Raw genomic sequence first — 24,435 nt, 5'->3', positions numbered from 1 at the left:
ATTTAGCGCTCAACCCGAAAGGGCGGTAGTGTACGCCTTTGGCCTGCCAGGCGTACCGTTACTGCGCGTCAAAGATGCCGAAACGCTGGGTGACATCTGCTATTAGATGTGACAAACCGGGCGCCGGTGGGTACGACATTGGTCAGCAAGGCTGCGGCTACGACGGCGACGCATGACCCGGAACGGGACACGGGACGGGAATCTTTACCGCCGACCGGACGTTGACCGGATGACGACGACAGCGACACCTGTCCTGTGGGCGACAAGCCCGGGAGGCACGATTCATGAGTGAGCGAGCTCTTCGCGGTACGCGCCTCGTGGTGACCAGCTACGAGACGGACCGCGGTATCGACCTGGCCCCGCGCCAGGCCGTGGAGTACGCATGTGAGAAGGGGCACCGTTTCGAGATGCCCTTCTCGGTCGAGGCGGAGATTCCGCCGGAGTGGGAGTGCAAGGTCTGCGGGGCCCAGGCACTCCTCGTCGACGGCGACGGCCCTGAGGAGAAGAAGGCCAAGCCTGCGCGTACCCACTGGGACATGCTGATGGAGCGGCGCACCCGTGAGGAACTCGAAGAGGTCCTTGAGGAGCGCCTGGCGGTTCTGCGCTCGGGGGCGATGAACATCGCGGTTCATCCCCGGGACAGCCGCAAGTCGGCCTAGTCCCTGCGCGGGCTGGGCACTGACACAGCGCACATCACACAACCGCGGGCGCCGTACGTGAAGCTCACGTACGGCGCCCGCGGTTGTGCATGTCCTTCGGCGCGCTCAGCGCGTCAGCGGCGGGTACTGCTCCCCCGGCTCGCCCGTCCCCGGCCGGTCCTCCCGGATGACCTCGCCCTGCACCACCTTGCCGTCGGGCCGATGGATCCGGACCTGCTGGAAGGCGTCGCCGATGCTGCCCGGGGCCGCCGCGCGCAGCCTCTTCTCCAGAGCGTTCTCGGCGTAGCGGCTCACGGCCTTCTGGACCGGCGGAAGCAGCAGGAGCAGGCCGGCCGCGTCGGAGATCAGGCCGGGGATCATCAGCAGCAGGCCGGCGAGCATCATCAGGCCGTTGCCACCGCCGCGCTCCGGCGAACCGCCCCGCTGCAGCGCCTCGTTCAGGCTGCGGAAGGCGCGGCGGCCGGCCCGCTTGATGACCACGGAGCCGGCCACGAAGCCCGCGACGAGCAGCAGGAAGACCGTGAATCCCCCGGCCGCGCCCGCGACCAGGGTCAGCAGCCAGATCTCCAGCACCAGCCAGGCGGCGACACCCAGTGGCAGATACCTGCGCCACCGGGAGCGCCGGGGCCGGGTGGTGGTGCTGTACGGAGAGGTCGGAGCGCCAGTCGTCATATCCCCAGTGTGCCTGGCAGCGGCTCAGTGCGGGATAAGGGGACGATCGGCCGGATCCGCGCGGCGCCCGCCCGGCTCAGGCCTGCTTGGCGGCCCTGCCGCCGGCCGCGCCCTTGAGCTTGGCGATCCGGTCGCTCGCGCCCCAGGCGGTGACCCTCCACAGCGCCTCGACGAGGATGTTCTTGCTCATCTTGGAGTCGCCGAGTTCACGCTCGACGAACGTGATCGGGACCTCGACCACGTGGTAGCCGGACCGCACCGCGCGGCGGGCGAGGTCGACCTGGAAGCAGTAGCCCTGCGAGGCGACCTCGTCCAGGCCCAGGCCCTGAAGGGTCTCGCGGCGGAACGCGCGGTAGCCGCCGGTGATGTCGCGCAGCGGCAGGTCGAGGGCGAGCCGGGAGTAGAGGCTGCCGCCGCGGGAGATGAACTCGCGGGACTTGGGCCAGTTCACCACGCGGCCGCCGGGCACCCAGCGGGAGCCGAGCACGAGGTCGGCGCCCTTGAGGGCGGTGAGCAGCCGGGGCAGTTCCTCGGGCTGGTGGGAGCCGTCGGCGTCCATCTCGACCAGCACGCCGTAGTCGCGCTCCAGGCCCCAGCGGAAGCCCGCGAGGTAGGCGGCGCCGAGGCCTTCCTTGCCCTTGCGGTGCATCACCTGGACGTTGCCGTCCTCGGCGGCCAGTTCATCGGCGAGCTTGCCCGTGCCGTCGGGACTGTTGTCGTCCGCGATGAGCACATGCGCCTCGGGGACGGCCTTGCGTACCCGGCCGACGATGGTCTTGATGTTCTCCGCCTCGTTGTAGGTCGGGATGATCACCAAGGCCGTGCCGAGCGGACCCATCTGCCCCCCCTGGGCCTTGGCCGAGAGGGTCCCGTCGCCGTCGTTCACTGCTGCCCCTTCTGGTTGTACGCAGGGGTCCACCATAGTGGCCAGGATCTGGGATGACGCGCCCGACTCGTTCGAATCGCGGTGTCGATTCCACAAGAGCGGGGTAAGAATGTGTTTTTCGGCACCTTCAGGGCGTGGCCCGGGGGTCTGCCCGGCACGGCGGATGGGGGCCCGGCGCCCTTCGGGCCGACCTGGGACCCGCTGGCTGCGGATCGACCGAAAGCCGTTGTCTACTGAGCGCACGGGCCCCACCCGGGTCACACCTTGCCGGGCCGGAACGTTCCCTCGGCGGCGCGGGCGCTGAGCCTGGCTCCCAGCGACGGTGCCCCGGTGCGGCACACCGTCCCTGACCCAGCGGCGCTGCGACGAGTTGCGCGAACGTTCCCCGGTCGGGCGTCCGGTGGTGGACTCGGCCGAACCTACCGGCCCCCGGCCGTCGACTGTCAACAGCCCTCTGACCTGCTACGACGACCCAGACACCGTGATCAGAGGCGAGGATGCGCAGGTCGGGCGGCGGGGCGGCGGGGCGCGACGGCGGCCGCGCCCCGCCAGTAGATCACTCGCCCGGCCGTACGAACACCGTTCGTCCGCCCACCACCGTGCGCAGGCACGCCGGCAGGTCGCGGCCCGGGGTGAGGTCGGGCAGTCCGGGCGTGCCGGAGCGCGGGTCGGTCGACCAGCGGGCCACCCGGTCGTCGGGGGCCTGCACGACCAGTTCGCCGGTGTGCCAGACGGCGTAGTCGGCGGGCGCGCCCGGCACCAGGACGCCCGCGTCGTCCCGCCCCATGGCCCGCCAGCCGCCGCGTGTGTGCGCGGTGAAGGCGGCCCGGACGGAGACCCGGTGCTCGGGCGTGTGATGGAACGCGGCGGCGCGGACGGTGCCCCAGGGGTCGAGCGGGGTGACCGGGCTGTCGGAGCCGAGGGCGAGCGGTACACCCGCGCGCAGCAGGGCCGCGAAGGGGTTGAGGGTGCGGGCTCGCCCAGCGCCCAGCCGCCGGGCGTACATGCCGTCCTCGCCGCCCCACAGCGCGTCGAAGGCGGGCTGCACGGAGGCGGTCAGGCCCAGTTCGGCGAAGCCGGCGATGGTCTCGGGGGTGAGCATCTCGGCGTGCTCGACGCGATGGCGGGCGGCGCGGATCCGGGCGGGGCCGAGCTTGTCGGCGGCGGCGCGCACACCCTCCACCACGGCGCTCACGGCGGCGTCGCCGATGGCGTGGAAGCCGGCCTGAAGACCCGCCTCGGTGCAGGCCACGACATGGGCGGCGATGGCCTCGGCGTCCAGGTAGGCGGTGCCCGCGTGGTCGGCGTCGGCGTACGGCGCGTGCAGACAGGCGGTGTGCGAGCCGAGCGCGCCGTCGGCGAAGAGGTCGCCGGCCGCGCCTACGGCGCCCAGCTCCCGTGCCCTGTCGGCATTCTGCTCGGCCCAGTAGCCGACGACTCGGGGCCCCGGCGCCTCGGCGGCGAGCTTCAGCAGGCCGGTGAAGTCGTCCTCGGAGGAGATCTGCGGGCCGCCGCACTCGTGCACCGAGCCGATGCCCAGGGAGGCCGCGTGAGCGAGGGCGGTGCGCTGGGCCTCGGCGCGCTGGGTCGGGGTGATGGCGGCGAGCGCGGCCCGGCGGACGGCGTGGTGGTCGTCCTTGGTGAGCGGGGCGTCCGTGCGCGGGAGGTCGCCGGGTACGAGGTCCAGCAGGGCGGTGGTGACGACCGCCGAGTGCACGTCGATGCGGGAGAGGTACAGCGGGCGGCCGCCGGTGGCCGCGTCGAGTTCCGCGCGGGCCGGCGGGCGCCCGCCGGGCCAGCGGGCGGCGTCCCAGCCGTGGCCCAGCAGGACGCGGTCGTCCGGGCGGGCGGCGGCGAACTCGCGGACCAGGGCGAGCGCGGCATCGAGGGAGGCGGCGCCGGACAGGTCCAGGCCGGTCAGGGCGAGACCGGTGGCGGTGGTGTGCACATGGGCGTCGGTGAAGGCCGGGGTGACGAGGGCGCCGTCGAGGTCGATCACCTCGTCCACGCCGTCGGCGAAGGCATCGGCGGCGCCCTCGGAGCCGACCCAGGCGACGTGGCCGGCCTCCACGACCATCGCTGTCGCGAAGGGGTCGGCGGGGCTGTGCACCTCGCCGCGGCGCAGGAGGACGGTCTCGGGGGGCTCGGCGGTGCGCTCACTCATGGCGGACAGTTTCCCTCGCCGCGAGGAGCCGGCTGCACCTGGGGCAGGTCGACTAGTGCCCCGGCAGGCAACGTTTGCCCGTCAAGGAGCGGCGTCCGGTGCGTGCTCTGGGGGTCCCCCCGGCCGGAGGCTGGGGGAGTGCCGGCCGGAAGTCCTCGTACTGGGCGTACGTGGGCTTTCGGCCGGTGCGGCGAGAGGGCGTGCCGGACGCCGCGACGGGGCGAACGTTGCCTGTTGGGGCACTAGGCACCCGGGACCGCCCGGGGCGGTGGTCAGATCCTCGGCGGGCGGGCCTCGTACGGTGTCGACAGCGCGACCGTGGTCCGGGTCGAGACGCCCGCCAGGGATCGCAGCCGCGCCAGCAGTTCCTCCAGCTCGTGCGGGGTCGCCACACGCACCTTGAGGATGTAGTTCTCGTCGCCTGCGACGCTGTGGCAGGCCTCGATCTCGGGGACGCCGGCGAGGCGGTCCGCGATGTCGTCGGGGGCGCTGGGGTCGAACGGTTTCACCGAGATGAACGCGGTGAGCGGCAGCCCGACGGCCTCGGGGTCGACCACCGCGGCATAGCCGCGGATGACGCCACGCTGTTCCAGCCGGCGCACCCGCTGGTGCACGGCCGACGTGGACAGGCCCGTGGCCTTGCCCAGGTCTGTGTAGCTCATCCGCCCGTCCTTGACGAGCAGCTGCACGATCTGTCGGTCCAGCTCCTCCATGGCGCCAAAACCTACCGTGCGGGTGATCGTGTGGGATAGCCGAGAACGCAGGTCATAGCCGGTTCGATACAAAATGCACCGGACAGGGCCCGTATCGCGCACCTGCACGCGGCATGTGACGAACGACACACGACTCGAACGGGCTCCGTGATGTTCTCGTGATTACCCCCGAGGGCGGACGGGAAGTGCTTGCTGTGGTCGAGGCCGCAGCGCCTTCACGGCCCAGCCTTAGGGGGAGAAACCCATGCAGACTGTCCATCGCCCTGGTCGAACCGCGTCCAAGCGGCATCAGCCGGTCGTCGAGCCCGAGCCGGAGGGCGTCGAACCCGACGCCGTCGACGACGAACCGGACGCCTACGACACCTTCGAGGGGTACCGGGTGATCTGCCCGGACTGCGCCCAGCCGATCGCGCTGCTGGCGGACGAGCAGGTCCTGCCGGAGCACGCGCTGTGCGCCTCGCCGTGGAACCCGTTCGGGCTCACGGTCTGTGCGGGCACGGGCCGTTCGGCGACCGACGCCCGCCCCGCGGACGAGTCCGCCGAGCCGCAGGAGCAGGACACCGCCCTGCTGCTGACGCTCCCACAGGGACTGAACTGGCGGACGCAGCCCTTCTCGCACGTCGGCGGCCCGGGATCGCGCCCGATGCGCGCGGCGGCGCTGAGCCACCAGGCCGCCTGAGCCCCTTGGACGGGCCCTAGGGCGTGTTGCGAGAGTCCCAGTAGGCGCCCTGCACCATGGCACGCAGGCTGTCGTGGTGCAGGATCAGTGTGTCCGGGTCCGCCGGGACCGCGGCCTCCCCGAAGTACACCTGCCGGTAGGCGACGCGCAGCATGACGATCGCGTGCCGCAGGGCGGCGTAGAGAGTGTGGAAGTCCATGTCGCGCGGGGTGTGGCCGGTCAGGCGCGCATAGCGGGCCTCGACGCGGTCACGGCGCAGGAGGTCCGGCAGTCCGCGCTGTCCGGAGGCGACCGCGAGGTCGTGGAAGAAGCGGTGCAGATAGACGGTCCAGCCGAGGTCGACCTCGCGCGGGGCGAGTGCCGCCATCTCCCAGTCCAGGACGGCGACGGGGTCGAAGCCGTCGTAGACGATGTTGCCGATGCGCGCGTCGCCCCAGCTGAGCACGGGTTCGCCCACCTCGTGCGGCCACAGCTGCTCCAGCCGGTCGAAGGCGGCCTCGATGAGGGGTGAGCGGGGCAGCCCGTCGATCACCCAGGCGTAGTAGGCGCGTTGGGCCGTCACATGGCGGCGCAGGGTGTCGCCGGCGCCGGGCGGAGTGAGGAACCCGGCCTCGGCCGCCGGCACTTGGTCGTGCAGACGGGCCAGCAGGCCGATGGTCGCGGACCCCAGACGCTCGCGCTCGGCATCGCTCGCCGCGTACAGCCAACTGCCTTCGTAGGTGTACGGCATGACGTCCGGCGGCACGCGCCCGGCGGCACGCTCCATCACGAAGAACGGCGCCCCGAGCGGGCCCGGGTCCTCCTCCAGCCACAGCACGCGGGGCACGGGCACGTCCGTGTGCCCGGCGACCAGACGCAGGGTGCGGTACTGGCGGGCCATGTCGTACACCGGGAAGACGGTGTACGCCGCCGGGTCCGCCGCCAGCCGCAGCGCACAGGCGCGCACGGGCGCCCGGGGGTGCTCGATGTCGAACAGCAGGGTCTCGCTGGACATGCCGTTGGAGGCCGGGACGGTGATGCCGGTGGCCTCGGCGCCGGGCAGCCGGGTGCCGAGCCAGTCGGTGAGGCGCCGGGCCAGTTCCCCGGGGTCGCGGGTGGTGGTGCGAGGGCGTGGTGCCGTGGCCATTGCGGGCTCCTCCCTCAGGACGCGACCGAGTCGAAGCCGGTGAAGCCGCTCGGATCGTGCCGGCCGAACGAGCCGTGTTCGAAGATGCCGTGGCCGGTCTGCCCGTCGAGCCGGAAGCGGGCGGCGTGGTCGGTGACGCCGTAACCGGCCAGGGGATGAGGCTGGGTCATGTCGTAGGTGCGGCGGTCGGTCCAGCCCGGTCCCCGCCACATGCCGTGCTGCCAGTCGTCCGCCGGCGGATAGCCCGCGCCGAGCGCGAGCGGCGAGGAGGCCAGGATCTCGACGTCCAGCTTCTGCGCGTCCCGGGCGCCGCCCAGATGAATGACCACCCGTTCCGGGTGACGGGTGCCGGAGCGGTAGCCGATCTCGGCCCGGGGCCAGCCCAGTTGGCGGTCGCGCTCGCCGGGGCGGACCAGCGTGGCGTCGTTCAGGGAGCGGTAACCGTCGGCGTCCTCCTGGGTGATGACCATCAGGAAGCGGTCCTCGAAGCGGACCGGGCACCAGATCCAGTGGAAGCCCTCGGTGGGGTGGTCGGCGGCGAGCCGGCCGCCGTCCTCGCCCGCGACCGGGCGCACGCCCCAGCTGCGGTCCCGGGTGCCGGTCCAGTCGTCCGCGGTGACCCGGAACTCCGTTCCCGCGGCATGGATCACGCCCTCGGCGGTGCCGGCCTGGACGAAGCGGCGGCCCTCCAGGGTGAGCCGGTCGCCGCGGCGCTGGAGGTGATGCGGCTCCCAGAGTGCGGGGAAGGCGGCCGTCCAGGTCAGGTCGTACGACAGCCGCTCATCCTCGCAGATCAGGCGCAGTTCGTGCAGCGGCCGCGGGACCTCGATGCGCAGCGGGCCGACGGCGAGCCGCATGCGGTCCTCGCCCAGCGCGTCCGAGGCGCGGACGGCGTGCAAGGTGTCCCCGCTGCGCAGGGTGGCGTAGGCGTCGATCACCCCCAGGTTGGGGTAGACGCCGAGGCCGAGGATGAGCAGGGCGCGGCCGGTGTGGTCGAAGACATGGAAGATGCAGCGGTCGTAGGCGTTGCGGTCACCGGTCGCCACGTGCTTCATGGACAGCGGCACCTGGTGCACCGGGTACTCGTCGAGCGGTACGGGACGGTCGTCGGCCACGGGCACCCCCTGAGCGATGGTCGGCTGACGGTACGTCAGGTATCCCGAGGAGGCCAGAGCGCGGACGGGACGCAGCTGAACTGACGCCCGAATCCGGCGAGGGGTGACCCGTCCGGCCCGTTCCGCGTTGCCCAGGTATGACCCCCACGTACTGGGCCACCGGGCGTCAGAGCCGCGTCTTCGTCCCCCGCCCCGCAGAATCGCTTCCGCCGCCCGCGCCGCAGGACCCGCCGATCTACCTCGCGCTCATGCGGACCTGGGCCGACCGGGGCCGGACCCTGCCGGGCCGCCACGATCCGGAGTGGATCAGGCTGGCGGCCCCGACGGTCCGCACGGGGCAGTTCAGCGAGCTTCGGGTCCCGCCACGTGACGTGCGATGACCATCCGCTGGATCTGGTTGGTGCCCTCGACGATCTGCAGCACCTTGGCCTCGCGCATATAGCGCTCGGCCGGGAAGTCGGCGGTGTAGCCGTAGCCGCCGAGTATCTGCACGGCGTCCGTCGTGACCTTCATGGCCGCGTCGGTGCAGTGCAGCTTGGCCATCGCGGCCTGCTTGGCGAACGGCCTGCCCGCGTCGCGCAGCCGGGCCGCCGCAAGGTAGAGCGCGCGGCCGGCCTCGATCTGGGTGGCCATGTCGGCGATCATGAAGCGCAGGCCCTGGAAGTCGGCGATGGGGCGGCCGAACTGCCGGCGCTGGGTGGCGTATGCGACCGCCTCGTCCAGCGCGGCCTGGGCGAGGCCGATCGCGCAGGCGGCGATGCCGAGCCGCCCGGAGTCGAGCGCGGACAGGGCGATGAAGAAGCCCTGGCCCTCCTCGCCGATCCGCCGGTCGTCGCCGACCCGGACGCCGTCGAAGTGGACCTGCGCGGTGGGTGAGCCCTTCATGCCCATCTTCTTCTCGGGCGTCGCCCCGGTCAGGCCCGGCGCGTCACCGGGGACCAGGAAGGCGGTGATCCCGCGCGGGCCGTCCTCGCCGGTGCGGGCCATCACGGTGTAGAAGTCGGCGATGCCGCCGTGCGTGATCCAGGCCTTGGTGCCGTCGATCACCCACTCTCCCCCGTTCTCACGGACGGCCTTCGTGCGCAGGGAGGCCGCGTCGGAGCCGGAGGAGGGCTCGGAGAGGCAGTACGCGCCGAGCAGGCCGCCGCCGAGCATGGCGGGCAGATGCTCGACCTGCTGCTGCTTGGTGCCGTACGTGGCGAGCGCGTAGGAGGCGAGCGTGTGCACGCTGAGGCCGAGGCCCACGGTGAGCCGCGCCGCGGCCAGCTCCTCCAGGACCTGGAGGTAGACCTCGTAGGGCTGGTCGCCGCCGCCGTACTCGGCGTCGTAGGGCAGGCCGAGCAGGCCGGACTCGGACAGCAGGGTGAAGACCTCGCGCGGGAAGCGTCCCGCGTCCTCCTCCTCGGCGGCCTTCGGCGCGATCTCGCGCTGGGCGATGTCCCGGACGAGCGCGAGCAGATCGCGCGCCTCCTCCGTGGGCAGCTGACGCTCCACCGGCTGCGGGTCGCGGTCGGACATGGCGTCGGTCTCCTCCCTGTTCGAACACCGGCGGTCTGGCCCGTCGGGTGGGGGCGGCTCCGCCTGGTCGTTCCATGTGGCCGAAGGCGCCCGCTCCCGGGTCTCGGAAGCGGCTGACCAGCGGCTGTGCGCTGTGAGTATGCCCGATCAGCGACCTCCAGTCACCAGTTAACGACCGCTTACTTCAAGAATCCAGCCGGAACCTGCCGGGCCTCGAAATCGCCCGGGTTCTCCCGCCGTTCCGCTGCCGAGATTGGTCCGAACCATTGACGCAGTGGTCTAGTCCTCCTACTGTGCATGACCCACGCTTTACCGCGTTCATGCCAATCGGCGCGCGTTCCCCTCCCCCCACGAGGAGACACCCGATGCACATCCCCCACCGCTCCCGCCTCCGGGCGCTCATGGCCGCCGCCTGTACCACCGTCCTCGGCGCCGGGCTGCTGGCCGGCGCGGGCACCGCCACCGCCACCGCGGCCGCGCCGGCCGCGCCGCAGGCCAAGGCCGGTTCAAAGGTCGTCGGCTACTTCACCGAATGGGGCACCTACGACCGCAAGTACTACGCCAAGAACGTCGAGACCTCGGGCTCGGCTGCCAAGCTGACCCACATCAACTACGCCTTCGGCAATGTCACCGGCGGCAAGTGCGCCATGGGCGACTCCTACGCGGCCACCGATCGCGCCTACACCGCGGACGAGTCCGTCGACGGCGCCGCCGACACCTGGGACCAGCCGCTGCGCGGCAACTTCAACCAGCTGCTGCAGCTGAAGAAGAAGCACCCGGGACTGAAGATCCTGTGGTCCTTCGGCGGCTGGACCTGGTCGGGCGGCTTCGGCGAGGCCGCGAAGGACCCGGCCGCCTTCGCCCAGTCCTGCTACGACCTGGTGAACAATTCCAAGTGGGCGGGGCTGTTCGACGGCATCGACATCGACTGGGAGTACCCGAACGCCTGCGGCAACTCCTGCGACACCAGCGGCCGGGACGCGTTCAAGAACGTCATGGCCGCGCTGCGCTCGAAGTTCGGCGGCGGCAAGCTGGTCACGGCCGCGATCACGGCGGACGCCTCCAGCGGCGGCAAGATCGAGGCGGCGGACTACGCGGGCGCCGCGCAGTACGTCGACTGGTACAACCCCATGACGTACGACTACTTCGGCGCCTGGGACGCGAGCGGCCCGACCGCCCCGCACTCCCCGCTGACCTCCTACTCGGGCATCCCGAAGGCGGACTTCAACACCACTTCGACCATCGCCAAGCTCAGGGGCCTCGGCATCCCGGCGGACAAGCTGCTGCTCGGCATCGGCTTCTACGGCCGCGGCTGGACCGGGGTCACCCAGGCGGAGCCCGGCGGCAAGGCGACCGGCCCCGCGGCCGGTACGTACGAGCAGGGCATCGACGACTACAAGGTGCTCAGGACCAAGTGCCCGGCGACCGGGACCGTGGGCGGCACGGCCTACGCCAAGTGCGGCAGCGACTGGTGGAGTTACGACACGCCGGCGACGATCGCCACCAAGATGACGTACAAGAACCAGCAGGGCCTCGGCGGCACCTTCTTCTGGGAGCTGAGCGGCGACACCGCGAACGGTGAGCTGATCAAGGCCATCGACTAGAGCCCCGCCGGGGGACCTGGGAGCGGAGGACCACGAGCCTCCGCTCCCTTGTGTGTCAGGTGTCGCGGCGGGCCGGCCGGGGCGCCGGGTAGGCCGGGTCCAGTTCCTCGACGGTGCGCAGGACTCCGCCGAGCGTCTTCACCAGCAGCTCGCGCATCGCGTCGCGGGACAGCTCGGGGCGGTCGATCCAGTCCAGGGTCGCGCCCTCGACGCCGCACACCCAGGAGAGCAGGCTCATCCGGGCCAGCGGGGCGATGTCGCTTCGGCCGTAGGCCCCTTCGGCGATGGTGGCGATGATCGACTCGCGCACCCCGTCCCGGATCGCGTGCACCTCGGTGTCGAAGCCGACGCCGCCGCTGACGATGGTGCGGTAGGCGGCCTGGTGGTGCTCGGCGTAGCGTAGATAGCCGTCGATGGTGCGGTGGACGCGGTCCACGGCGGGCATCGCGAGACCGCTCGCGGCGAAGGCGACCAGGTCGGCGACGGAGTCCTGGACGATCGCCAGGTAATAGCCGCGCTTGGACTGGAAGTAGTAGTAGATCAGCCCCTTGGCGACATGCGCCTGGCGGGCGATGTCGTCCATGGACAGCGCGTCATAGGACGTGTCGGCGAACAACTTCCGCCCGATGGCGATGAGTTCGGCGCGACGTGCCATCGAGCGCTCGGTGCCGCGCATCCGGGGACGGACGGCGGCACGCTGCTGCGGCATATTCAATTTCGACCCTGTTCCAGGCGGTCGGCGGGACCTCCGCAGTATGTCAGAACATGCCGTACACGTGAGCGGATCGCGTCAGAGCAGACCGAGCTGGGTCACGAGCATCGCGACGACCGCCACGAGGACCCAGCCCATGACGTGCTCAAGGATCTTCGGGCCGTCTTCCTGAGGGCCGCCGGTGCGGACGCGGGTGGCGGTGGCCGGGTGTGCGGTCATGGTGCTACTCACAGAGGTCGGACGTACAGAGCGGGTTCCCTCACCCGTTTGTCCACCTTGCCACCCGCGGCGCCTTTTGCGGCGATGAGCTTGCTCACACGGCCGGCGCGGTCAGCGCACCCCCACCGCCGCGAGCGCCTTGCGCTGGCGCGGGCTCGGACGGGCGGGAAAGTAGAGATAGCAGACTCCCCCGGAGCCGGAGACGACCTTGCCGGAGGCGTTGTACCGCTTGGTCCTGAGCCAGATGTTCTCGAACTCCCGGCGCAGATAGACCCGCCGCACCGCGTCGTCGCTCGCCGAGGCCGGGTCATTGGCGATCACATCGCCGTCCGCCGTGAAGCCGATCACGGTCATCAGGTGGCCGGCGGTGCCGTATCCGGCGCCGGTCAGCTCCGTCTTCAGGAAGGACTGGGACGTTATGGCGGGGATGCCGGCCGCGATCAGCGTCTCCAGGTCGGTGAGCGAGGCCAGCCGGGTGACCACGGCCTGGATCCCCTCGAACGTGGCCGCGTAGGCCGCGTTGAACGGCCAGTTGCCGCAGCCCTCGTACTGGTAGTCGTAGGTGAAGCGGGCCGCGTTGTCGACCTGCGGGTCGGCGTAGGAGGGGTCGACCCAGGAGAGCTGCCCGGGGGTGAGCCGGCCGCCCCAGTACTCGACGATCATCTGCGAGGAGGTGGGGCTGCACCAGGCCTCGCCGCCGTTGTCGTACTGCGGGTACTGGCCCTTGTGGATCTCCTGCGAGTAGCGCGGGACGGACAGCTCCTGGGCGAGGCCGGGGGTGGAGGCCGGCACGGTGAACCGGTCGGGGACGGCGGAGCCCATGGCGCCGACCCGCCACACGGTGGGCGTCAGACGGGTGCCTGGCCTGCGGTACAGGGTGAGGCGCAGCCGGTACGACGTCAGACGCAGCCCCGTGCTCGCGTCGGCGATGGCGAACGTGTCGGTCGAGACACCGCTCCTTCCGTCGCCCTGGCCGTCCACCGAGGTCCGCTTGATGTCCTGGTCACCGGCGGCCCAGCGGCCCATCACGTACCAGGGGGTGTCGGTGCCGTCGGAGTACGTGCCCCGCAGTTCGACCTGGAGCCAGGTGCCCTGCGGGGTGTGCGCGTTCCAGGAGGCGACGACCTCGGTGGCGGGCACGGTGAGCCGGTGCACCGGGGCCGTCCAGGTGGCGTACTCCCAGGTGGCGGTGGTGCCCGTGTGCGGGTCGGTGTAGTCGCTGCGGCCGGCGGGGACGCCGATCACCACACCGGGCCGGGAGCCGGAGACGACCCGGACGCCCTGGGCCGCGCCGAGGCGCCAGTCATGCTGTGTGGTCCAGGCGTGGTAGTCGATCGGGCGGGCCTGCGCGGAGGCAGGATCGTCGGCATCGGTGGCGGGCCGCTGCACGGTGGCGGCGGCGGGGGCCGCTCCCTGGGCCACCGCCGCGGCGACGGCGACGGCGAGGACGGTTCTGCGGGACGGCTGCTGGGCTCTGCTCATGGGCGCGAATACCCCCAGGTGTCCGGGTCGGGGCCGAGCTGCTGCCCGGTTTTGCGCCAACTATGGAACAGGCGGCATGGCCCTGCCAGCTCTTCGACGCATGCCGCGCGATGAATATTGGTCTCGGCCACTGGAAGGACGTACGCAGCCGGCGGCCCCGGCCCGTACGTGAGTGACGTGGGCCGGGGCCATGAGGCGGGTCTCGCTCAGCGGAGCCTCACTCGGAGAGACCCCACTCAGAGGAGCCTCGCTCGGAGAGGGCCTCGCTCAGACGAGATCCATCGCGGCGACCTCGTCGGGGCGCCCGTAGCTGACCGGCCCCTGGAAGCGGCGGCGTGCCGTGGCGAACCACCACACGGTGGCCACCACCAACACGGCCGCCAGCGCGATCGGCGCGTAGTTGAAGGAGTCGACGGTGATCGGCGAGGCCTGCGGCAGCATGAACAGGACGCTGCTGAGGACGATCCAGATGACCGCGAGCCAGCCGACCGGCCGCCCCCAGCGCCCCAGATGCCAGGGCCCGGGCTGGAACCCGTCGCCCAGCCGCAGCCGCAGGAAGATCGGCACGGCGTAGGCGAGGAAGAGGCCGACCACGTTGACACTGACGATCGCGGTGAACGCGGTGTGGGACCACCATCCCGGCACGACCAGGGCGAGGGAGCAGATCACCGCGAGCCACACGGCCTTCACGGGCGTACGGGTGCGCGGCGAGACCGAGTGCCACCAGCGGGAGCCGGGCATGGCGCCGTCGCGGGAGAAGGCGAAGATCTGCCGGGTGTTGCTGGTGAGGTTGGCGAGACCGCAGAAGAGCATCGCACCGATGACGATGAGAAGCATGACCTTGGCGGCGCCGAGCCCGAGGCCGTCGATGAGAATCTGTACCGGCGGCGCGTCCGAACCGGCGACCTTGGCGTAGTCGCCAATGCTATAGACCAGTGCCAGCATCAGGATCAGTCCGGTGATCGCCGAATAGCCGATGGCGCGGGTGATCCCCTTGGGTGCGTTGACCGTCGCGTGGACCGTTTCCTCCGACATGTGGAAGCTGCCGTCGAACCCGGTGAACGTCCAGCTCGTGACGAGCAGGCCGAGCATGCCGCCGTAAAGCCCGTTCGTGAAGCCGGTGTTGTTCTCGAAATGGGTCACGAACGACGCCGGCTGATGATGATCGGGCATCACTATGAGTGCGCCCACGATCACCACGAGTCCGATCAGCAGCCACCACACGGAAATACGGTTCAGGAGGGCGACGAGCTGGACGGTGTAGGTGTTGGCGAGGCCCTGCACGACGATGATCAGGGCGGTGATCAGGACCGTCTGATGCGTGGTCGGCTGGTAGGAGGGCCACTGCAGATGCATGAAGGCCTGGATGAAGGTGGCGGCCGCATAACCGGTGGCGGCGGTGCCGCCGATCTGGCCGACGAAGTTCAGCCAGCCCGTGAACCAGGACCAAGCACCCTTGTGCCGCTTCGCGAGTTTACCGGCGGAGAAATACAGGGCACCGCTCGTCGGATAGGCCGAGGCGACCTCCGCCATGGCCGCGCCGATGAGCAGCACCATGAGGGAGACACCGATCCAGCCGAACACAAGAATGCGGGGACCGCCCGCACCCATACCGAATCCGAAGGAGGAGAAAATACCCGAGAGGATATTGATGATGGTGAAGGAGATCGCAAAATTGTCGAACGCCTGGAAACGCCGGGTGAGTTTCCGGGGATATCCCATCGCGTGCAGGATCGCGTCGTCGTCGAGCACGACCGCGTCTTCGCGTACCGACACTGTTCGCCTTTCTCTCGGTGGGGGACGGAGCAGGTGCGGGGCGGACGGAACGGGTGGGGATCAGGCGGCTCCCGGGACGGGCAGCCCGCAGGCGCGCCGGGCGCGGGAGAGCTGCTCGGCGGGGTCACCGAAGGCGCTCCAGGGCATGCGCGAGGCGTACGGGCCCATCGCCGTGAAGACCGCCCGGGCCTCGAACTCGCGCTCGGCCATGACCAGCGCGTGTGCGAGGTAGGCCAGGTCGAGCACCGGGGTGAAGCGGTAACCGGCCGCCGCGGGCAGCCAGTTCTGGTAGATCGCCAGCGCGGTGGAGCGCCACTGCGGCTGCTCCCAGACACGGTCGGCGAGCAGCTGGGTGGGGTTGTAGCTCTCCACCAGGGCCACCAGGGGCAGCAGCCGCAGGGCGGAGTCGGCGGGCGCCCGCTGGCTGAGGAAGGCGGCCACGTCCCAGGCCGCGTTGACCGAGCCGCCGTACCGGGTGAAGAAGCACGACAGGAAGCGGTGGTGGCCCTCGCGATGCCATGGGTCGAGCGACAGGATGTGCGAGAACAGCCGCCAGGGTCCGGGCGGGGCGGTGAGCAGGCCCTGCGGGGCCGGGTCGCGCAGCCGGTGCAGCCGGGCCATGGCCAGCTTGGCGACCCAGGGCGTGGGGTCCTCGGGGGTCGCGGCGGCGGCCCGGTCGCAGGCCGTCAGCGCTATCCGCTCCAGCGCCTCGGCCCGGCCGTCGCGCGCGTCGGCGGCCCGCAGCGCGCGCTGCACCGCGACCCGGGCCCACATCAGTGCCGCCTCGGGGGTCGGCTCCTCGTCGAGCCAGCGTTCGACGAGATCGGTGCCGGCCGCCTCCGAGGCGAGGACCAGCGAGCGATGGGCGCGCAGGGCGAAGTCGGAACGAGTCTCCTCAAGCGCCTCGCAGGCGTATCGATATCGGCCGGCCCGCACATCGACGCATACGCTCGCCAGGACACGGTCGTCGGCCGCCGGGTGCCACACATAGTGCCCTTCGAATAACTCCGCGGCCATGTCCCCCTGCCAGTCCCCGTACGACGCATAGCGGTTGCGCTGGAGGCACCATACTCAGCGGCGGGCACCCCCGGAACGCCGAATTCGACATATCGGTCAGGGGATTCACGAATGTTTATGCCTGCCGCTGACCGGCTGCCACTGACTGGCCGCCAGCCGATGATTCAAAATGTGACGTTCTCCGGTCCGGTGGCCTCGCCGGCCCTGCCCCTATGGGCCGCTACTACACTGTTTCCGGAAAACCACCCGCATCGACCCACACCCGGGAACCACCATTCGCGATCTCGCCGCCCGGCTGCGCGGGCTTCCCCCCTCCCTCGGACCGGTCCGGCTGATCGGTGTCGACGGGCACGCCGGTTCGGGGAAGTCCACCTTCGCCGGACAGCTGTCCGAGGCTCTCGGCGGGGCCCCGGTGCTGCACCTCGACGACATCGCCAGCCACGCGCGGCTCTTCGCGTGGACCGACCGGTTCACCGCCCAGGTGATCCGCCCGCTCGCCCGCGGCGAGAGCGCGCACTACACGCCCTACGACTGGCGCGCCCGTACGTTCGGCGCCCCGCGCCCGCTGCCGGCCGCACCCGTGGTCCTCGTCGAGGGCGTCGGCGCCGGCCGCCGGGCGCTGCGCCCGCATCTGGCCCTGCTGCTGTGGATGGAGCTGCCCCGGGAGGAGTCCTGGACGCGCGGCAGGCTGCGGGACGGGGCGGAACAGCGGGAGTTCTGGGACGGGTGGGTCGCCGCGGAGCGCGCGCACTTCGCCTCGGACCCCTCGCGCCCCCATGCCGATCTCCTGGTGTTGCAGACACGGACGGGGTACGAGGTGCTGCCGGGGCCCGGGTCACCCCCTGGACCGGACCAAATTATGACCCAGAGTGACGAGCCATCCGCGTTGTGGTGAAGTTGTGAAGACCCTCGTGGGGGAACTTCTTCCAGTGGCTCAACTGCGCTTGACCCGGGGGCCGTACAGGTCTTACGTTCTCAATGTGCGGTGATTCGACGCCGCCCGCAGACGCGAAGCCCCCGGTTGTTCCCCCGTGATCGGGGGCTTCGTTCTGCCCTTGGTCGCATTTCCCGGCCCCCCGCGCACCGATCCGCTCACCCTGGGTCACGAAGCCCTGTGCGCCCCGTCTGCTCCCACCTCGTCAAACGGCCTGTGCGGCACCCTTCGGCGCGCGGTCGTCACGCGGGTACGATGCCATCGGTGCGACCTTCGAGGCTGCCTCGCGCACCTGTAACTCCGGTCCGCGGCACGGCGGTTCGAGGGCGGCGGCCGTCGGGCGATCGCCCGGTGGTGAACCACGGGGGCACGGTCTGTGGGGGGACGGGATGGACTTCGGCACGCAGGGCCCCGAGGCCCCGGCCGACCTGGCCTGGCTGCGGGGGGTCGACGCCTACACGATGGGCGCCTATCCGCAGGCGGAGGAGGAATTCCGCACCGCGGTGCGGATGGACCCGGCGATGGCGGACGGCTGGCTCGGGCTGCACGCGCTGCGGGTGGACACGACGACCTCGCTGCTGAGGATGTTCCGGCACCGCGACCGCTTCGGCGAGCAGCGCGCACGGCACCGGCGGACGCTCAACTCCTGGTACTGGCTGGGCTGGTGGGTGCAGCCGGTGCTGGAGAGCCCGCGTGATCTGCTGCTCGCGCACGCCTCGCACTGGCTGGACGGCCGGCATGTGCCCGAGCTGGACCGGGCCCTCGCCGGACTGCCCCCGGTCGACACCGACCCTCAGGTCCGCTTTCTGCACGCCTGCCGCTCCTATCTGGTCAAGGACTGGGAGCAGCTGGTACGGCACACCGAACCGCTGCTCGACGACGCCATGCTCGGCATCGAGGCCGGCCTGTTCGGCGGCATGGCCCGAGTCCGGCTGGAGATGTACGGCCAGGCCGAGCCGCTGCTCTCGGCGGCGCTGATGCGCTGCCGCAGCGAGCAGCCGCAGCGCAAGGAGCTGCGCTACTGGCTGGCGCGGGCGCACGAGGGGACCGGCCGCTCGGCGGCGGCGCTCCCCCTGTACCGGGCCGTGCACCGCGTCGACCCCGCCTTCATGGACACCTCCGCCCGGCTGGCGGCGATCGCCGAGGGCGACGGGTACGACGACAGCGCCGACCTCGCCGCGATCAGCCTGACCGGTGCCGGGCAGGACAGCATGGACGGGCCGGACGGCTTCGATCCGCTCTTCGGCACCGAGGGCCGTGATCTGCGGCTGCCGGAGCCCGATCTGCCGACCGGGCCCCTGCCGTCGGTGACCGACCCGGCGGTGCGGGTGAAGACGGGGGTCCCCTCGTCACCCGTCCCGGCCGGGCCGACCGACCCCGCCCTGCTGGAGGAGGCGCTCGCCGAGCTGGAGCGGATGGTCGGGCTGGAGCCGGTGAAACGCCAGGTCAAAGCGTTGTCCGCGCAGTTGAACATGGCCCGGCTGCGGACCGGGCAGGGACTGCCGGTGCAGCCGCCGAAGCGGCACTTCGTCTTCTCGGGGCCGTCGGGGACGGGGAAGACCACGGTGGCCCGGATCCTGGGCCGCGTCTTCTACGCGTTGGGCCTGCTCGGCGGGGACCACCTGGTGGAGGCCCAGCGGGCCGACCTGGTCGGCGAGTACCTCGGGCAGACGGCCGTGAAGGCCAACGAGCTGATCGACTCCGCGATCGGCGGGGTGCTGTTCGTGGACGAGGCGTACTCTCTGTCCAACTCCGGGTACGGCAAGGGGGACGCGTACGGCGACGAGGCCCTGCAGGTGCTGCTGAAGCGGGCCGAGGACAACCGGGACCATCTGGTGGTGATCCTCGCCGGCTATCCGGAGGGCATGGACCGGCTGCTCGCCGCCAATCCCGGTCTCTCCTCCCGCTTCACCTCCCGCGTCGACTTCCCCTCCTACCGGCCGCAGGAACTCACCGAGATCGGGAAGGTGCTGGCGGCGGAGAACGGGGACGTGTGGGACGAGGAGGCGCTGGAGGAGTTGCGCTCGATCGCCGGGCACGTGGTCGAACAGGGGTGGATCGACGAGCTGGGCAACGGCCGCTTCCTGCGCACCCTGTACGAGAAGAGCTGCGCGTACCGGGATCTGCGTCTGTCCTCGTTTCTGGGCGCACTGTCCCGGGACGACCTGGCGACGCTGCGGCTGCCGGATCTGATGCAGGCGTACGGAGAGGTGCTGTCGGGGCGGGGGCCGCAGGATCCGTCGGCCATGTAGGCGCGGTGGGCTGCGACCCCCCCGGGGGGCACGGGGGCCGGATCGGGGCCGGATCGACATGCGGCTCCGCCGCGTGGGCGCGGTCAGCCCCCACGCACCCGCGGGCGGCGACGGTCTACGTGGCCAGCACCCCCTCCGGCTCCCCGCTCGGCCTCGGCTCCTGCAGCGTCACGTCGGCCGTGTCCCGGTGGGCCGGATCCCGGACCTCGCCCACCAGCATCTCCAGGACGTCCTCCAGGGCGACCAGGCCCAGGACCTTGCCGGAGGCGCCCGCGACCTGGGCCAGGTGGGTGGCCGCTCGGCGCATCACCGTCAGCGCGTCGTCGAGCGGGAGTTCCGCCCTCAGCGTGGCCATGGGGCGCCAGATGTGCTGCGGCACCGCCCGGTCGGACTCCTCCAGGTCCAGGACGTCCTTGACATGGACGTACCCCATGAAGGGGCCCTTGTCCGTCGCGGCGACCGGGAAGCGGGAGTACCCCGTGCGGGCAGTCAGCTCGACGATCTCTCCCGGGGTTATCGCCGGTGTCACCGTGACCAGCGCCTCCCGGCGCAGCAGGACGTCCGTCACCGGGCGGGAGCCCAGTTCCAGGGCGTCCTCCAGGCGTTCGCGCTCCTCGGGGTCGAGCAGGCCCGCCTGGCCGGAGTCCTCCAGCAGGCGGTTGAGCTGCTCGCTGGTGACGACGGCCTCGACCTCGTCCTTGGGCTCGACCCGGAAGAGGCGCAGGATGCCCTGGGCGCAGGCGCCGAGGGCCACTGTGATCGGCCTGCACAGGCGGGCGAACCAGACGAGCCCCGGGCTGAGCCAGAGCGCCGCCTTCTCGGGCGCCGCCATCGCCAGGTTCTTCGGCACCATCTCGCCGATGACCAGGTGGAAGAAGACCACCGCGGCCAGCGCGATGACATAGCCCAGCGGGTGCACCATGCCGTCCGGCAGATGGACCGCCTCGAACACCGGCTCCAGCAGATGCGCCACCGTCGGCTCGGCGACCGCGCCGAGCGTCAGGGAGCACAGGGTGATGCCGAACTGGGCCGCGGCCATCATCTGGGGCAGCCGCTGAAGGCCGTAGAGGACCTGGCGGGCCCGCGCCGTCCCCAGCGGTTCGATCTGGCTGCGGCGCACGGAGACGAGCGCGAACTCGGCGCCGACGAAGAAACCGTTGGCGAGCACGAGCAGCGCGGCGAAGACCAGTTGCAGGACGCTCACCGGGCGGCCTCCATCACCTGCGCCGCCGGGGCCGTCCTGACCAGGCGGACCCGTTCTGCGCGGTAGTGGCCGACCTGGCGGACCGAGAGCCGCCAGCCGGGCAGTTCGGCCCGGTCACCGGGGGCGGGGATGCGGCCGAGCACATCGGCGACGAGCCCGGCGACCGTCTCGTACGGCCCCTCGGGCACGTCGAGGCCTATGCGCTGGAGGATGTCGACGCGGCAGCTGCCGTCGACGTCCCAGGCGGGCTTGCCGTCCTCGGGCGGGGCGGCGGCCAGCTCGGGCATGTCCGTGGCGTCGTGCTCGTCGCGGACCTCGCCGACGAGTTCCTCGACGATGTCCTCCAGGGTGACCACGCCGGCCGTACCGCCGTACTCGTCGACGACGACGGCGATGGGCTGCTCGGAGCGGAGCCGGGCGAGCAGGGGCTGGACCGGCAGGGTCTCGGGGACCAGCAGCGCCTTGCGGGCGATACGGGTCACCGGGGTACGCAGCCGGTCGTGCACCGGGACGGCGAGGGCGTCCTTGAGGTGGGCCATGCCGACGATGTCGTCGATCTTCTCGCGGTAGACGGGGAAGCGGGACAGGCCGGTGGCCCGGGTGAGGTTGACGACGTCCTCGGCGGAGGCCGAGTCCTGCAGGGCGCTGACCTTCACCCGCGGGGTCATGACGTGCTGCGCGGTCAGCTCGCCCAGGGACAGGGTGCGTACGAACAGGTCGGCCGTGTCCTGTTCCAGGGCGCCGGCCTGCGCGGAGTGCCGGGCGAGGGACACCAGTTCGCCCGGGGTGCGGGCGGAGGCCAGTTCCTCGGCCGGTTCGACGCCGAGCGCACGCACCAGCCGGTTGGCGACCGTGTTGAGCGCGGCGATCACCGGGCGGAACAGCCGGGAGAAGTGGTGCTGCGGGCCGGCCACGAACCGGGCGACCTGCAGCGGCTTGGACACGGCCCAGTTCTTGGGCACCAGCTCGCCGACGACCATCTGGACGGCGGAGGCCAGCAGCATGCCCACGACCACGGCTATGCCGGAGACGGCCCCGCCGGGGATGCCGAGGGCGGCGAACGGGCCGCGCAGCAGCCGGGCCAGGGCCGGTTCGGCGAGCATGCCGACGACGAGGGAGGTGATGGTGATGCCGAGCTGGGTGCCGGAGAGCTGGAAGGACAGCTCCTTGAGCGACTCGGCGACCCTGCGGGCCCGTCGGTCGCCCTCGGCGGCGGCCTGCTCGGCGTCCGTCGACTCGACCGTCACCAGGCCGAACTCGGCCGCCACGAAGAAGCCATTGGCGAGGATCAACAGGAAAGCCGCTCCGAGGAGCAGCAGGGGGATGGTCACGCTGCCACCACCTTCCCGGTATGTCGGGTCGGGGCGGCGCAGGTACTACAGGACGATCCGTCCATCGCTGGAGGGAGTCACTCCTCGGGTAGCAGGAACCCCTGGGCACCGAGTGGTACCGAGGGGTGGAGGCGCAGCGAAAGGCCTCCGCCACCAGATTAATCAAGAGACGGGCCGCTCGGGCAGGGGCGGCACCCTCCAGTCAGCCCTGATCTTCCGCCGGACGGGCCGTGGAGCGGACCTCGGCGAGGGTTCGCAGCGCCTTCGCGTCGGCGATGGCGCGCTGCTTGGCGATGCCGGGCTGGATGCCGAGCGCGGGCAGGCTGGTGCCGTCGCTGAGGTTGAGGAACACCCAGGGATCGCCCGGACGGAGGTTCACCTGGAGGATCTCCGCCCAGTCCAGGCGCCGCCTGCTGGCGATGTTCACCACGGTGACGCCGGAGTCGTCGGCGACGACCTTCACCCGGGCCAGCCGGGCCAGGGCCCAGAAGATCAGCGCCCCGGTGACGACGAAGCTCGCCCGCTCCCCCGGGCCGAGATGCTCCAGCAGCAGCGCGATCCCCGAGATGGTCAGGAAGATCGCGACGCCGGCGGTGAGCAGGACGGCCCGGGTGTGGCCCGGCCGGAAGGTGACGGGGAGGGATGGCGTGTCGGACATCTCGGTGCGTACCCCTTCAGAGGCGGCAGGCGTGGATGGCCGTGGTCAGGATGGCGCGGGCGCCGATGGCGTAGAGGTCGTCCATGATCCGCTGCGCCTCCTTGGCGGGGACCATGGCACGGACCGCGACCCAGCCCTCGTTGTGCAGCGGGGAGACGGTCGGGGACTCCAGGCCGGGGGTGAGCGCGACGGCCTTCTCCAGCTGCTCCACCCGGCAGTCGTAGTCCATCATCACGTACGTACGGGCGACCAGGACACCCTGGAGGCGGCGCAGGAACTGCTGGACCTTCGCCTCCTCGGTGTCCGCGCCGGTGCGGCGGATGACGACCGCCTCGGACTTCATGATCGGCTCGCCGAAGACCTCCAGGCCGGCGTTGCGCAGGCTGGTGCCGGTCTCCACGACGTCGGCGATGACCTCGGCGACGCCCAGCTCGATCGCGGTCTCCACGGCGCCGTCGAGGTGGACGACGGAGGCGTCGACGCCGCTGTCGGCGAGGTGCCCCGCGACAATGCCCTCGTAGGAGGTGGCGACCGTCCTGCCCTTGAGGTCCTCGATGCCGTTCGCGGTGTTCGGCTTGGCGGCGAAGCGGAAGGTGGAGCGGGCGAAGCCGAGCGGCAGGATCTCCTCGGCGTCGGCGCCGGAGTCGATCAGCAGGTCGCGGCCGGTGATGCCCATGTCGAGGCGGCCGGAGGCGACATAGATCGCGATGTCGCGGGGGCGGAGGTAGAAGAACTCGACCTGGTTCTCCGGGTCGACGATCCGCAGTTCCTTGGACTCGCGGCGCTGCTGGTAACCGGCCTCATGCAGCATGTCCGCCGCAGGGCCGGACAGGGAACCCTTGTTGGGGACGGCGATGCGCAGCATGAGGTCGGCTTCCTTTGCGTGAAGGGGTTTCTACGGCGGTTGCGGCGGGGCGGCTTACAGGTGGGCGTAGACGTCGTCCAGGGAGATCCCGCGGGCGACCATCATCACCTGGACGTGGTACAGCAGCTGGGAGATCTCCTCCGCGGCCGCCTCCTTGCCCTCGTACTCGGCGGCCATCCAGACCTCGGCGGCCTCTTCGACGACCTTCTTGCCGATGGCATGGACTCCCTTGCCGACCAGCTCGGCGGTGCGGGAGGTGGCGGGATCGCCGTGGGTGGCCTTCTGCTGGAGCTCGGTGAAGAGCTCCTCGAACGTCTTCTTGGACATGGTGGTCCTCACCCTACGCGCTCCGGCCCGTGCCTCAGTGCCAGGGTTCAGATACTGAGCGGAGCGTGGCGGCGGTGGAGACCGCGGCGGTCACCGCCTCGTGCCCCTTGTCCTCGTTCGAACCCTCCAGGCCGGCCCGGTCCAGGGCCTGCTCCTCGGTGTCACAGGTGAGCACGCCGAAGCCGACGGGCACGCCGGTGTCGATGCTGACCTGGGTGAGGCCCTGGGTGACGCCCTGGCACACGTAGTCGAAGTGGGGGGTGCCGCCGCGGATGACGACACCGAGGGCGACCACGGCGTCGTAGCCGCGCCCGGCCAGCACCTTGGCGGCGACCGGCAGTTCGAAGCTGCCGGGGACCCGGATCAGGGTCGGCTCGTCGATCCCCAGCTCGTGCAGGGCGCGCAGGGCGCCGTTCACCAGACCGTCCATCACCTTCTCGTGCCACTGCGCCGCGATGACGGCGACCCTGAGGTCGCTCGCGTTGCGTACGGACAGCTCCGGTGCACCCTTGCCGCTCACGT

Annotated in this window: 23 protein-coding genes; 5 read left to right on the top strand and 18 right to left on the bottom strand. The window is 71.3% G+C overall.

Annotation, left to right across the window (positions count from 1 at the left end; all coding sequences use genetic code 11):
- Nucleotides 1–284: 284 nt before the first annotated feature.
- On the top strand, nt 285–659 hold the full coding sequence (locus IE277_RS12815) for an RNA polymerase-binding protein RbpA (protein ID WP_003977404.1): 375 nt from the start codon (nt 285–287) through the stop codon (nt 657–659).
- A 105-nt stretch (nt 660–764) separates the two neighbouring features.
- On the opposite strand, the gene fxsA is transcribed toward IE277_RS12815, so the two are convergent.
- The 4 genes from fxsA to IE277_RS12795 all read right to left on the bottom strand — a co-directional run bounded on the left by fxsA (nt 765) and on the right by IE277_RS12795 (nt 5,094).
- Nucleotides 765–1,331, bottom strand: a complete 567-nt coding sequence (fxsA, locus tag IE277_RS12810) for an FxsA family membrane protein (RefSeq protein ID WP_189951686.1) — start codon at nt 1,329–1,331, stop codon at nt 765–767.
- Between the two features lie 76 nt (nt 1,332–1,407).
- On the bottom strand, nt 1,408–2,217 hold the full coding sequence (locus IE277_RS12805; protein ID WP_189951684.1) for a polyprenol monophosphomannose synthase: 810 nt from the start codon (nt 2,215–2,217) through the stop codon (nt 1,408–1,410).
- 556 nt (nt 2,218–2,773) lie between these two features.
- On the bottom strand, nt 2,774–4,381 hold the full coding sequence (locus tag IE277_RS12800; protein WP_189951682.1) for an amidohydrolase: 1,608 nt from the start codon (nt 4,379–4,381) through the stop codon (nt 2,774–2,776).
- Nucleotides 4,382–4,653: 272 nt separating this feature from the next.
- Complete coding sequence (locus tag IE277_RS12795; protein WP_189951680.1) at nt 4,654–5,094, bottom strand: Lrp/AsnC family transcriptional regulator; 441 nt, start codon at nt 5,092–5,094, stop codon at nt 4,654–4,656.
- Between the two features lie 244 nt (nt 5,095–5,338).
- Between IE277_RS12795 and IE277_RS12790 the strand changes: the two genes are divergently transcribed.
- Nucleotides 5,339–5,773, top strand: coding sequence for a hypothetical protein (locus IE277_RS12790; RefSeq protein WP_189951678.1), 435 nt, complete (start codon nt 5,339–5,341; stop codon nt 5,771–5,773).
- 16 nt (nt 5,774–5,789) lie between these two features.
- Here IE277_RS12790 and IE277_RS12785 read toward each other — a convergent pair whose 3' ends face one another.
- From IE277_RS12785 to IE277_RS12775, 3 genes are all read right to left on the bottom strand, one after another.
- Nucleotides 5,790–6,899 (bottom strand): phosphotransferase family protein, encoded by a 1,110-nt coding sequence (locus IE277_RS12785; RefSeq protein ID WP_189951676.1) that lies wholly within the window; start codon nt 6,897–6,899, stop codon nt 5,790–5,792.
- A 14-nt stretch (nt 6,900–6,913) separates the two neighbouring features.
- On the bottom strand, nt 6,914–8,014 hold the full coding sequence (locus IE277_RS12780; protein ID WP_189951674.1) for an Rv3169 family protein: 1,101 nt from the start codon (nt 8,012–8,014) through the stop codon (nt 6,914–6,916).
- A gap of 342 nt (nt 8,015–8,356) precedes the next feature.
- The gene (locus IE277_RS12775; protein ID WP_189951672.1) at nt 8,357–9,532 is read right to left on the bottom strand and encodes an acyl-CoA dehydrogenase family protein; all 1,176 of its coding nucleotides are present in this window, start codon (nt 9,530–9,532) and stop codon (nt 8,357–8,359) included.
- Nucleotides 9,533–9,897: 365 nt separating this feature from the next.
- On the opposite strand from IE277_RS12775, the gene IE277_RS12770 reads away from it, so the two are divergent.
- Nucleotides 9,898–11,136 carry a glycoside hydrolase family 18 protein gene (locus tag IE277_RS12770; protein WP_189951670.1) on the top strand — a complete coding sequence of 413 codons (1,239 nt, stop codon included), beginning with the start codon at nt 9,898–9,900 and terminating at the stop codon, nt 11,134–11,136.
- A 55-nt stretch (nt 11,137–11,191) separates the two neighbouring features.
- Here the strand turns inward: IE277_RS12770 and IE277_RS12765 are convergent, their stop codons facing one another.
- From IE277_RS12765 to IE277_RS12745, 5 genes are all read right to left on the bottom strand, one after another.
- Nucleotides 11,192–11,845 (bottom strand): TetR/AcrR family transcriptional regulator, encoded by a 654-nt coding sequence (locus tag IE277_RS12765; RefSeq protein WP_373310770.1) that lies wholly within the window; start codon nt 11,843–11,845, stop codon nt 11,192–11,194.
- An 81-nt stretch (nt 11,846–11,926) separates the two neighbouring features.
- Entirely contained in the window at nt 11,927–12,067 is a 141-nt protein-coding gene (locus IE277_RS12760) for an SCO1431 family membrane protein (RefSeq protein ID WP_189951666.1), read from the bottom strand.
- Nucleotides 12,068–12,178: 111 nt separating this feature from the next.
- Nucleotides 12,179–13,549, bottom strand: a complete 1,371-nt coding sequence (locus IE277_RS12755) for a C39 family peptidase (RefSeq protein ID WP_189951664.1) — start codon at nt 13,547–13,549, stop codon at nt 12,179–12,181.
- Nucleotides 13,550–13,816: 267 nt separating this feature from the next.
- The gene (locus IE277_RS12750; RefSeq protein WP_189951814.1) at nt 13,817–15,271 is read right to left on the bottom strand and encodes an amino acid permease; all 1,455 of its coding nucleotides are present in this window, start codon (nt 15,269–15,271) and stop codon (nt 13,817–13,819) included.
- 114 nt (nt 15,272–15,385) lie between these two features.
- On the bottom strand, nt 15,386–16,342 hold the full coding sequence (locus IE277_RS12745) for a hypothetical protein (RefSeq protein ID WP_189951662.1): 957 nt from the start codon (nt 16,340–16,342) through the stop codon (nt 15,386–15,388).
- A gap of 274 nt (nt 16,343–16,616) precedes the next feature.
- Between IE277_RS12745 and IE277_RS12740 the strand changes: the two genes are divergently transcribed.
- A complete protein-coding gene (locus IE277_RS12740) occupies nt 16,617–17,237 on the top strand; it encodes a uridine kinase family protein (protein WP_189951812.1) in 621 nt (206 codons plus the stop codon).
- A gap of 428 nt (nt 17,238–17,665) precedes the next feature.
- Nucleotides 17,666–19,528: an AAA family ATPase gene (locus tag IE277_RS12735; protein WP_189951660.1), complete on the top strand. Its 1,863-nt coding sequence runs from the start codon at nt 17,666–17,668 to the stop codon at nt 19,526–19,528.
- A gap of 115 nt (nt 19,529–19,643) precedes the next feature.
- On the opposite strand, the gene IE277_RS12730 is transcribed toward IE277_RS12735, so the two are convergent.
- From IE277_RS12730 to ribH, 6 genes are all read right to left on the bottom strand, one after another.
- On the bottom strand, nt 19,644–20,732 hold the full coding sequence (locus IE277_RS12730) for a hemolysin family protein (RefSeq protein ID WP_189951658.1): 1,089 nt from the start codon (nt 20,730–20,732) through the stop codon (nt 19,644–19,646).
- Nucleotides 20,729–22,063 carry a hemolysin family protein gene (locus tag IE277_RS12725; protein WP_189951656.1) on the bottom strand — a complete coding sequence of 445 codons (1,335 nt, stop codon included), beginning with the start codon at nt 22,061–22,063 and terminating at the stop codon, nt 20,729–20,731. Before IE277_RS12725 ends, IE277_RS12730 begins: the two co-directional genes overlap by 4 nt.
- 202 nt (nt 22,064–22,265) lie before the next feature.
- Nucleotides 22,266–22,721 (bottom strand): PH domain-containing protein, encoded by a 456-nt coding sequence (locus tag IE277_RS12720; RefSeq protein ID WP_189951654.1) that lies wholly within the window; start codon nt 22,719–22,721, stop codon nt 22,266–22,268.
- Between the two features lie 16 nt (nt 22,722–22,737).
- Nucleotides 22,738–23,586, bottom strand: coding sequence for an ATP phosphoribosyltransferase (hisG, locus tag IE277_RS12715; RefSeq protein ID WP_189951652.1), 849 nt, complete (start codon nt 23,584–23,586; stop codon nt 22,738–22,740).
- A gap of 54 nt (nt 23,587–23,640) precedes the next feature.
- Nucleotides 23,641–23,913 carry a phosphoribosyl-ATP diphosphatase gene (locus IE277_RS12710; RefSeq protein ID WP_189951650.1) on the bottom strand — a complete coding sequence of 91 codons (273 nt, stop codon included), beginning with the start codon at nt 23,911–23,913 and terminating at the stop codon, nt 23,641–23,643.
- A gap of 34 nt (nt 23,914–23,947) precedes the next feature.
- Nucleotides 23,948–24,433 (bottom strand): 6,7-dimethyl-8-ribityllumazine synthase, encoded by a 486-nt coding sequence (gene ribH, locus IE277_RS12705; RefSeq protein WP_189951648.1) that lies wholly within the window; start codon nt 24,431–24,433, stop codon nt 23,948–23,950.
- Between the last annotated feature and the right edge of the window lie 2 nt (nt 24,434–24,435).

It is taken from the genome of Streptomyces alanosinicus (assembly GCF_014650595.1).
GTDB classification, from domain to species: Bacteria; Actinomycetota; Actinomycetes; order Streptomycetales; family Streptomycetaceae; genus Streptomyces; species Streptomyces alanosinicus.
Note: the sequence above shows the minus strand (reverse complement) of the source record. Positions and strands in the feature narration are given on the sequence as shown.